The following is a 10,598-nucleotide window of genomic DNA, read 5'->3' as shown; positions in this document are numbered from 1 at the left end:
CGTGAGAAAGTCGCCTAAGAGCTTTTGCTTTTAGAATCCCCCACTTGAGCTTGTCGAAAGTGGCGGGAGTATGTCAATCAGCAACAATAGCCAAGATTTGCATCGCTAGCGTCTTGTTAAAGGGGCGGCATAAGGCGGCAAATCTCGTTTGAACGTCGATAAGGTCGTCGATGCTATCACCAGCAAAGCGCACGGTCAGATTTTGACTGGTATTTGATTGGCGCAATACGCCAAACCCGCGCGCAAAATCTAAGCGCACGCCATCGATACAGCTAAGCTTGGTGCTCACTGGCAATAGCGTTTGCGCCTGCTCTAAAGTAGTAGATTGGCTTTGCTGCGAGCACGTACAAAGGGACGGCGCACAGGCAACGACGGCTTGCGGGTTGAGTTGATGTATAGACGCAGCTGATGTCGCGTGAACCAATTGCTGTAAATACTGACAAAATCTTGCCAGTTGCTGCACGATAGAGCAGTCGTTAGCTATAGTTTTTGGTAGCGGTAAATAATGGTCAGCGGTACTGACGATAACCGGTAAACCTTTAATAATATCGGCTAGGCTTTTTGTACGAGTTGACTGAGTACCTTGAGATTTTCCCAACCAATGGAGCAGTCGTAGTGCTGCATACATGGCGTCATCATAAAGTATAAAGCGGCTATCATTAAAAATAAAATGCCCAGATAGCTCACCAGCAAAGGTTATTTGACCGTCAGACTGCTGCATTTGTTGGCGCATGAGGCTGCTGCCAGTTTTACTAAGCACAGGCGTGGCGCCAATTTCACTGATAAGCTTGGGCAGATGATGACAGCATTTAATATCAAAGAGCACTTGCGGGTATGGTCGCGAAGTCTTTAATGTTTGCGGACTTTCAATAACCGCTATTTTTGCTAATAGATAAAGCAGGTGGTCGGGCGTGACGACTTTGCCCCGACTATCGACTACCATTAACCGATCGCCATCACCATCAAAGGCGATACCTATATCTGCTTGATGAAGCAGTACGCTTTGCTGCAACTGTTTAAGACGCTGCGGCTCAGTCGGGTCCGGATTGCCAGCAGGAAAGTCACCGTCTGGCGTATCGTTGAGCATGATGACACTTTGGCAAAAATGCGTAAATAAAGGCTTGGCGATATTGCTGGTGGCGCCGTGCATACAATCAATGACTACCACTAAATCAAGTTTAGAGGAGGGTGGGTGATTATCTTCTACAGTTTGATTAAGAGGCTGATAGATTTGCTTAAAAACTTGAGTAATAGCGTCGCTATAAGCGCTTGTGACTTGATTAGCAGGTAACTGCTGTTGTTTATAACGCACAGGCTGGTCATTGGTTTTTACAGACGAATTTTGCGAATTATAACTAGCTAGTTGTTGATATAACGTTTGAATATCGGCGCTACTAGGCGAGATATGATTGACGAGCCATTTCACTCCTAAAATATCTTTAGCAGAATGGCTGGCAGTGACAATAATGCCATGCCCCTGATATTGCTCCGCCCAAAAAATCATCATTGGCGTGGTAACAAGTCCTAGTTGGATGACTTGTAGACCATGCTGAGACAAGATATCAGCAAATATTTGCGCCATGCTACCACTACCGTCACGCACATCATGACCAACAACGACAATGGTTTTTTCGTTAGTGCTTCGGCTACTATTTTCGCCAATATTTTCTCTATAAATGCTTGGCTGAGCTTGATAAAGATACGCAAAAGCATTTCCCAAGGCATGAATAAAATCATCGGTAAAATGCTGGCGCGACCCACGAATATCATAAGCACGAAATAAGGAGTGCTGCGCAGCAAAAGACGGCATCGCTTACTCTCCTTATAGTCGTGATAAATGGGCTAGTGGTGAATGAAAAATCGCTGATTATTTTTATTGCTGCGCTTGATGCTAAATAAAAATCCAATGATGCTTACTGTTTAATGCTGATATTCAATGCTACTGACGACCAGAATGGCCAAAACCGCCCGCACCGCGCGCGCTGGTATCACTAAATTCTGCCACCACTTCAAACTCCGGACGGGCGACTGGTACAACCACATATTGCGCCATACGTTCTGCTGGGTTGAGTACGAAGTCTTCATTGCTGCGATTCCAAATACTAACCATCAGCTCACCTTGATAATCGGCATCAATCAAGCCGACCAAATTACCCAAGACGATACCATGCTTATGACCGAGACCTGAGCGCGGTAAAATCATACCCGCAAAGTTAGGGTCTTGAATATAAACGGCAAGTCCAGTGCCTATTAAATACGTGGCTCCCGCTTTAATGGTCAACGGTTCATCAATGCAAGCACGTAAGTCAATACCTGCGCTGCCATCGGTAGCGCGCGTCGGTAGCGAGAACGCTTTATCTTCAGTAATTTTAGGGTTTAATACTTTAACTTGTACAGCTTGCATAACGCACTCACTTAACGATGTAATGGTTGTATAAACAGAATGAATCACATTTTTAACGATTAGGTTTTAAATGCTTAACAACAACTATTAATACCCCACTCTCAACTTGTTTTTCTAAGGTATTGGTTTACTTAGTTTTTAAAATTTCAGTTAAAACAATTAGAATTTTAAATTCTATAAAAATCAAAAGCCTACGATAAGTTGAGATTGGCGTATTAATAGAAATAGCTGCTGATTTTTAACTTTTGTTTTTCAACTTTTCATGGGCGGTCGACTAAAGAATCAGCACGCTCGCCAAGCCCAAAAACGACATAAAGCCCACTATATCGGTCACGGTGGTCAAAATAACCGAGGCGGATAGCGCAGGGTCGATATTCATACGTTTGAGCATCAGCGGAATACTAATGCCCGAAACGTTGGCGGCGGTCATGTTAATCGCAATGGCAAGCCCGATGACGGCGCTGATTTTAACATCATGAAACCACAATTGCGCAATAATCGCCATGATTATCGCCCATATGATACCGTTTATCGCGCCAACCCACAGCTCTTTATTTAATAACCATAGGCGATTCGACCCACCGATTTGACCCATTGCCATCCCGCGAATGACCACCGTCAGCGTTTGCGAGCCTGCAATTCCGCCCATACTGGCAACCACCGGCATCAATATCGCCAGTGCCACAACCTTTGCTAATACCGCTTCAAACTGCCCAATCACAGCGGCCGCCAATAGCGCGGTACATAAATTAATACCGAGCCAAATACTACGGCTTTTGGCACTGGTTAAAATAGGCGCAAACAGCTCTTCATCTTGGCTAACACCAGCAAGGTTTTTCATGGTGCTATCGACATCATCTTGGATAATCTCCATGATATCTTCGCCGTTTAACTGTCCGACCAGCTCGCCGTGGCTGTTAATCACTGGCGCAAAGCGGATATCTTCTGAACGGAAAATCGACGCCGCATCTTGAATATCTAAGCGATCATTGACAGTGATGGCACTATGAATCAAGTCGGCGACTAAGGTGCTTTGCTGGTGTTTAATCAAATCCGCCAGACTCAATAAGCCAAGCAGCTGCTGGCTTTGGTCGACGACCAATAGCTCTTGGCTTTCATCATCGAGCAAATCAGCATTCTCTCGCAGCCAGCTTTGCACTTCTGCAAGGGTGATGTCGTCCCTGACTTGAATGAGGTCAGGATCCATATAACTGCCGACTTCCCAGTCTTCATAAGTATCGAGTTTATTGACCTGCACTCGGATGTCTTCATCCAAGGTTGCCATCACCGAGGTGCGCACACTTTCGGTAACGGTATCTAAAATCTCAGAGATATCTTGCGCATCAAGGTCTTGGGTAAACAGCGATATCTCTTTTGAAGAAACATTCTCCAACAGCGGCTGGCGGGTATCAAACTCCAGCTCTGCCAGTACTTCACCTTTGATATTTTCTGGTACTTGCGCCCAAATCAGTAAGCGATTTTGGCTCGGGAAAGACTCTAATAGGCTGGCAATCTCATATTCTGATTGCTTTTCTAAAAACTCAGTAATCGCCGCATACGCTTTTTCTGCTACCAATTCTTGCAAATATAATAACTTATATTCGCCGCTTGCTTCTGCCGGATTATAGTCAGCCTGTCGGGTCAATGGTCGTTCAGGATTCGTCGTCGAGGTCGGCATAAAGGTTCCAAATTTTTAAAAGATATTCGTATAAAAATTGAGTTTACCGCTCATGTAAAGAGCGGTAAACAGGGTATCGCTTAAGTTTTAAACTTAACGATTACCTAGTAAAGCACGAATATTGGCCAAGTATTCATCAGCGACTTTTTCAGGGTCTTTGCTGGCTTTTTTCTTTTTCGCTTTGGCCGGCCAGTCGATATGATCTTCTGGCAATTCATCCAAAAAACGTGATTCAGAGGTCACGCGCATTTGCCCGCCTGCACGGCGCTGGGTCGCAAGCGTTAATGTCAGCTCACGGCGAGCGCGGGTAATACCCACGTACATTAAGCGGCGTTCTTCCTCAATGGTTTCACTAAGGATAGAGTTGCGGTGCGGTAGCATTTCTTCCTCAAGTCCCATGATATAGACAAAATCAAACTCCAAGCCTTTTGCTGCATGTAAGGTCATGAGGTTCACTTTATTGGTATTTTCTTCTTCTTGCTGCTGCTCGAGCATATCAAGCAAGACCAATTTGCGAATGATGGTATCAATCGTACGGTCTTCGTCTTCTTCAGCACGATTAATCAATGACTGAATACTGGTATAAAGCATGTCGATATTATCGATGCGGTTTTTTTCTTGTTGCGGCGTTTTGGCATCGCTACGTACAAAGTCGATATAGCCGGTTTCATCAATCATTTGACGGACGATAGGCACAGGGTCGGGGTGCTGATCGAGCTCACGGGTATAATGCTCGATAAAATCGCCAAACTCTTTTAAGGTACCATAGGCTTTTGACGGCAAGACGTGAGCAAGACCAGCATGGGTACAAGAGGCAAGTAAGGAGATACTATGCTCTTGCGAAAATAAACCAAGCTTTTCAAGCGTTGCTGGGCCCATGCCGCGCTTGGGCGTATTGATAATACGTAAAAATGCGCTGTCGTCTTCGGGGTTTAAAATCAGACGCAGATAGCCCATGATGTCTTTGATTTCACTACGGGCAAAGAACGACTGACCGCCCGATAATTTATACGGCACTTGCAGCTGACGCAATTGCGCCTCAAGCATGCGCGCCTGAAAGTTACTGCGATAAAGAACGGCGTATTGTTCCCATTCATTACCAAAACGCAGTTTATGGGTGACGATTTCTTTTGCCACGCGCTCAGATTCATCGTCGTCATTACGGCAATTAATAATGCGAATTTTTTCGCCTTGCCCTTTATCTGACCACAGTTTCTTTTCAAATAAATGCTCGTTATTGGTAATAACGGCGTTGGCAGAGGTTAAAATACGCGTGGTTGAACGATAATTTTGCTCAAGCATGACGATTTTTAATTTGGGGAAATCTTCTTTTAGCAGGGCCATGTTTTCAGGTTTTGCACCGCGCCACGCATAGATAGATTGGTCGTCGTCACCTACGACAGTAAAGCGCCCTTGCGGTCCGACCAGATATTTAATCATCTCATATTGGGCGGTATTGGTATCTTGATATTCATCGACCAATAAATAACGAATACGGTTTTGCCATTTATCACGCAGCTCAGCGTTTTCACGTAAGATTTTGGTTGGCAGTACAATCAAATCATCAAAATCTACGGCATTATAAGCGCGTAGGTTACGCTCGTATAAAGCATAAAGCGTCGCAAAAATCATATCTTCTGGATCGTCCAAGGTTTCCATCGCCTTATCCGGCTCAATCAAATCATTTTTCCAATCAGAAATCATTTTTATCGCTTTGCCAACCAGCTCACGGCTTTCGGCGCCGCTTAAATTGTCACGCATCATCAGCTCCATTAAGAGCCGCTTGCTGTCATCGCTGTCCATGATGGAAAAGTTGCCTTTCAATGGCGTATGAATCAGCTCGTAACGCAAAAACTGCAAGCCAAATTGGTGAAAGGTCGATACCGTCAGACCGCGAGTTTTTTCACTTGGCAGCAATTTACTGACCCGCGCTTTCATCTCACGCGCCGCTTTATTGGTAAAGGTCACCGCCGTGATACGCTCGGCTGGCATATTGCATTCTTCGATGAGATAAGCGATTTTACGGGTAATCACCGAGGTTTTACCGGAGCCTGCCCCAGCCAATACCAATAAAGGTCCTGAGACATAAAGCATGGCTTCTTGTTGTTTGGGATTAAGTTGACTCATAAAATGACCTGTAAGACAAAAGCAAAAGAGAAGATAAAACGGATAACGGATAGTAGCATCGTTGACTAACTGTACTGCCAATCGAAATATGGCAAAAGGTAGCTATACTTTTGTTAAAACGATGATTTCAATCAAACGCTGATTTTATTAAGATGATAATAATAAAAATCATAACGTCAATAAGGATGGTATTTTTAATAAAGACGATATTTTCGGTAAAGTATACCCAATAATAAAGGGTAACAAAATGTGTGTTCAAATAACGCCAAAGCGTCAAAATGAGGTGGGCTATTATAAAGCAAAAATCCTGTCTTTGGGGGAGGAGTTGGCAGCGGGTTTTGAGTTAAAAAAGTGTTTGCTTTGCGCAGCTTACACTATATATAGCAGCGCCCACATAAAAATTCAGATTCGCACGTAATATAAGGTAACGTCTATAACATAGTTTATGGTAAAAAAAACATATTTTTTTTGCAGATAAAATGACCATTCAATGCAGTTAAAAACTAGCTTTTGATTGCCGATATGCGTATAGTACGTAAATAATTTATGCCAGTTGTCACGTCATTGTTGACCACGTGTATGAGCTATTAAATCAATTAAGTACGCCAATAAATACGATATTGATTTAATACGTTGATCTTACGTTGTTAAAAGATGCGTTGGGCGACCAGCCTTTTATCCGCGTGCATGCCGGAATATCTATAGTTGGTCATGTCTGACATCGTCGTCAATAAGCTTGATAATTGGTTATTACCAGCACAGTAGCTATAATAGTCATGGGTTTATCACAGTCCTTGAGTTGTTTAAATATATTTGCTCAAAAATGAGTCAATGACAGCTACTTTGTGTTTTCGTCTGCGTTATGCTTATCGCCATTACCACCATCATTTGTGAGTATTCGCGGTGCGCTTGACACTCGATTGGGTGAGGAGCACGTATTATCATGTCTGCTTTTAATTGGTCAGCAATTGCTTTTATTTTAGCCGCCATTGGGCTAGTTGTCTTTATGCTGGTCGTTCCGCGCTTGCTTGGCGGTCGCTCTCAGGGCACACAAAAAGAAGAGATATTTGAAGCGGGTGTTGTCGGAGCTGGCAATGCCCGCATTCGTTTGTCTGCAAAATTCTATTTGGTGGCGATTTTCTTTGTGATTTTCGATTTAGAAGCGCTTTATCTTTATGCGTATGCCGTTTCAGTGCGCGAAGCCGGCTGGTTAGGGTTTGCTGCCGCCGCCATCTTTATCACAATCTTAATCATCGGTCTGATATATGAGCTGAGTCTGGGCGCGATGAACTGGGCACCAGCGGATAAACGCCGTAAACAAGCGCGTCTATATGCGGCGCCAGCCGGTTTTAATTTGGCCGACATCACCAAGTTTGATGGCGTTGATGAGCTGATGGTTGACCCAACAGGCAAGATACCGGCGCAGTCTTCAGGGCAAATTAATGTCTCAAACAATATCGAGACCAATCGTCGCCATTTACAAAATATCGATCATATTAATACCACGGGTAATGTGACGTCAGTGGATTTTGCCACTGCTGCACAACAAGACTAGCTTTAAGTTCATTGCTTATAGCAGTCTTGTTTACACCTAAATGGTCATTTATTAATAATAGAAGTTATGGCGCTAGTGATGATAAATACTTGTCACGCAGCGCTTAAAATAAAGGTTGTATGTTATGAAATACACATTAACAAAAGCCAACCCTGATGCAGATATCTATCCTGCACAGACCAGTCAAACGGTCAATGACCCTATCGAAGAAGAAGTCAATAAAAACGTCTTTATGGGTCGTCTTGAAGACCTTGTCCATTCAACAGCAAACTGGGGGCGCAAGCACTCACTATGGCCATTTAACTTTGGTACCTCTTGCTGTTATGTCGAATATGCCACCACCTTAACCGCCGTACACGATTTGTCACGTTTTGGTGCCGAAGTTATCCGCGCCTCACCCCGTCAGGCAGACGTAATGATTGTCGCTGGTACTTGCTTTGTGAAAATGGCACCGGTTATTCAGCGCCTTTATGAGCAAATGCTTGAGCCAAAATGGGTCATCTCGATGGGCGCGTGTGCCAACTCGGGCGGTATGTATGACATCTATTCAGTGGTGCAAGGCGTCGATAAAATCATTCCTGTCGATGTCTATGTGCCTGGTTGCCCGCCGCGTCCAGAAGCTTTGATTCAAGGTTTGATGCTACTGCAAGAGTCGATTACTAAAGAGCGTCGTCCGCTGGGTATTCATGTTAATGAGCAGGGCATTTACCAGCCGCAAATGACGCCTGAGCGTGACCGTAAGCAAGCGGACCGTATTGCGGTGAAAAACTTGCGTAGCCCAGACAGTATCTAGTTTATTAGCTCAATTGTTCATAATTCTTAGAAGTGCGCGTACGCTTATCACAGCTCGGTTATGATTGACATAGCTGGGTTATGATTAATGAAGGAAGACATCATTCATGGTCACGGTAGTTGAAAACATAGATCCTAATAACATGGATCCTAACAACAGGGATAAGATCAAACCTGTCCCAGCAGTTATCAAAGAACTGGAAGAAAAATATGCTGGTAAGTTTGTCGTACAGCACACGGTGGATGAGATTCCAACGGTGTGGGTGGCGCGTGCCGACTTATTAGACGTCTTATTATACCTGCGTAAATTGCCAAAACCTTACGTTATGCTCTTTGACTTATCCGCGATAGATGAGCGCTTGCGTCAGCATCGTCAAGGTTTGCCAGACAGTGATTTTACGGTGTTTTACCACTTGATGTCGCTTGAGCGTAATAGCGATGTGCGTATCAAAGTCGCCCTAAGCGAGGAAGATCTCAACGTACCAAGCGCGACCAAAATTTGGCCAAATGCCAACTGGTATGAGCGTGAAGTCTGGGACATGTTCGGCATTGTCTTCAGTGGCCATCCACATTTAACGCGTATCTTATTGCCTAAATATTGGGAAGGTCATCCACTGCGTAAAGAATATCATGCGCGCGCGACGGAATTTACCCCGTATTTCTTAAATAATGCCAAGCAACAATACGAGCAAGAAAACCTGCGTTTTGTCCCTGAAGAATGGGGCATGAAACGCTCGGGCCGTGATGAAGACTTTATGTTCTTGAACATTGGTCCTAACCATCCCTCTGCTCATGGTGCATTCCGTTTAGTGCTACAGCTTGACGGTGAAGAAGTTGTCGACTGTATTCCTGATATCGGCTATCACCATCGCGGCGCCGAAAAAATGGCTGAGCGTCAAACGTGGCATTCTTATATTCCTTATACCGATCGTATTGATTACCTCGGCGGTGTGATGAACGAGCTACCGTATATCATGTCGGTTGAAAAGCTTGCCGGTATTACGGTGCCGCCGCGCGCTGAAACCATCCGCGTGATGATGAGTGAGTTTTTCCGTATTACCAATAACTTGCTATTCGTCGGTACCTTTATTCAAGATGCCGGTGGTATGACGCCGGTATTCTATATGTTTACCGATCGCCAAAAAGCTTATGACGTCATCGAAGCGGTGACCGGCTACCGTATGCATCCTGCTTGGTTCCGTATCGGCGGTACGGCACACGACTTACCGCGCGGTTGGCAGCGTTTGGTTCGTGAGTTCCTAGATTGGATGCCAAAACGTTTAGATGAATACGTAAAAGCAGCATTGCAAAATAGTGTGTTAAAAGGTCGTACCCAAGGCGTTGCCCAGTACAATACCAAGCAAGCATTGGCTTGGGGCGTGACTGGCGCAGGTTTACGTGCCACAGGTTTAGATTTTGATTTGCGTAAAGCGCGTCCGTATATGGGCTATGAGAATTACGACTTTGAGATTCCAGTCGGTTATAACGGCGATGCTTATGATCGCTGTATGGTAAAAATCGAAGAGATGCGCCAGTCGCTACGTATCATCCGTCAATGTATGGATAATATGCCGCAAGGCCCTTATAAGGCAGATCATCCATTGGCCGTGCCACCGCCGAAAGACCGTACCTTAAATGATATTGAGACTTTGATTAATCACTTTATCTCGGTTTCTTGGGGTCCTGTGATGCCAGCGGGTGAGTGCGCCACGATTGTGGAAGCAACCAAAGGTCTAAACAGTTATTACATCACCTCAGATAAAGCGACGATGAGCTATCGTACCCGTATCCGTACGCCGACATTTGCGCACCTGCAACAGATGCCATCGGTGATTAATGGCTCGTTGGTCTCTGATGCCATTATGTATTTGGCCTCGATTGATATTGTCATGGCCGATTGTGACCGTTAACGGTTTGGGTTGCTGCATTTATCATTAATTTTTATAAATGTTAAATGCTAGATGTTAAATATTAAAAGTACGCCAAGTTTTATTAATATGTTATCGCCAGACTGGCACACCAAAACGCTGTTGCTGCGCCAA

General features: G+C 44.5%; 7 protein-coding genes. 3 read left to right on the top strand and 4 right to left on the bottom strand.

The window, feature by feature from the left end:
• Positions 1-73 precede the first annotated feature (73 nt).
• The 4 genes from H9653_RS10335 to H9653_RS10320 form a co-directional block, all read right to left on the bottom strand.
• Entirely contained in the window at positions 74-1,810 is a 1,737-nt protein-coding gene (locus H9653_RS10335; RefSeq protein ID WP_191692303.1) for a phosphohexomutase domain-containing protein, read from the bottom strand.
• Between the two features lie 129 nt (positions 1,811-1,939).
• Positions 1,940-2,404, bottom strand: coding sequence for a dUTP diphosphatase (gene dut, locus H9653_RS10330; RefSeq protein ID WP_191692302.1), 465 nt, complete (start codon positions 2,402-2,404; stop codon positions 1,940-1,942).
• A gap of 274 nt (positions 2,405-2,678) precedes the next feature.
• Complete coding sequence (gene mgtE, locus H9653_RS10325) at positions 2,679-4,082, bottom strand: magnesium transporter (RefSeq protein ID WP_191692301.1); 1,404 nt, start codon at positions 4,080-4,082, stop codon at positions 2,679-2,681.
• A gap of 93 nt (positions 4,083-4,175) precedes the next feature.
• Positions 4,176-6,209, bottom strand: a complete 2,034-nt coding sequence (locus H9653_RS10320) for a UvrD-helicase domain-containing protein (RefSeq protein WP_068406542.1) — start codon at positions 6,207-6,209, stop codon at positions 4,176-4,178.
• A gap of 943 nt (positions 6,210-7,152) precedes the next feature.
• Here H9653_RS10320 and ndhC point away from each other — a divergent pair.
• The 3 genes from ndhC (at position 7,153) to nuoC (ending at position 10,466) form a co-directional block, all read left to right on the top strand.
• The gene (gene ndhC / locus H9653_RS10315; RefSeq protein ID WP_102077400.1) at positions 7,153-7,764 is read left to right on the top strand and encodes an NADH-quinone oxidoreductase subunit A; all 612 of its coding nucleotides are present in this window, start codon (positions 7,153-7,155) and stop codon (positions 7,762-7,764) included.
• 124 nt (positions 7,765-7,888) lie between these two features.
• A complete protein-coding gene (locus tag H9653_RS10310; RefSeq protein ID WP_068406534.1) occupies positions 7,889-8,557 on the top strand; it encodes a NuoB/complex I 20 kDa subunit family protein in 669 nt (222 codons plus the stop codon).
• A gap of 106 nt (positions 8,558-8,663) precedes the next feature.
• Complete coding sequence (nuoC, locus tag H9653_RS10305; protein ID WP_404814816.1) at positions 8,664-10,466, top strand: NADH-quinone oxidoreductase subunit C/D; 1,803 nt, start codon at positions 8,664-8,666, stop codon at positions 10,464-10,466.
• Positions 10,467-10,598: the final 132 nt, after the last annotated feature.

This window comes from Psychrobacter communis (genome assembly GCF_014836505.1).
Classification (GTDB): domain Bacteria; phylum Pseudomonadota; class Gammaproteobacteria; order Pseudomonadales; family Moraxellaceae; genus Psychrobacter; species Psychrobacter faecalis.
The sequence above is the reverse complement of the archived record's forward strand: the minus strand, read 5'-3'. Positions and strand labels throughout refer to the sequence as shown.

Bases quoted from the DNA above. Each gene is read 5' to 3' on its own strand.
- nuoC (WP_404814816.1), top strand. From the start codon at position 8,664: ATGGTCACGGTAGTTGAAAACATAGATCCTAATAACATGGATCCTAAC.
- H9653_RS10335 (WP_191692303.1), bottom strand. From the start codon at position 1,810: ATGCCGTCTTTTGCTGCGCAGCACTCCTTATTTCGTGCTTATGATATT.
- ndhC (WP_102077400.1), top strand. From the start codon at position 7,153: ATGTCTGCTTTTAATTGGTCAGCAATTGCTTTTATTTTAGCCGCCATT.
- dut (WP_191692302.1), bottom strand. From the start codon at position 2,404: ATGCAAGCTGTACAAGTTAAAGTATTAAACCCTAAAATTACTGAAGAT.
- H9653_RS10310 (WP_068406534.1), top strand. From the start codon at position 7,889: ATGAAATACACATTAACAAAAGCCAACCCTGATGCAGATATCTATCCT.
- H9653_RS10320 (WP_068406542.1), bottom strand. From the start codon at position 6,209: ATGAGTCAACTTAATCCCAAACAACAAGAAGCCATGCTTTATGTCTCA.
- mgtE (WP_191692301.1), bottom strand. From the start codon at position 4,082: ATGCCGACCTCGACGACGAATCCTGAACGACCATTGACCCGACAGGCT.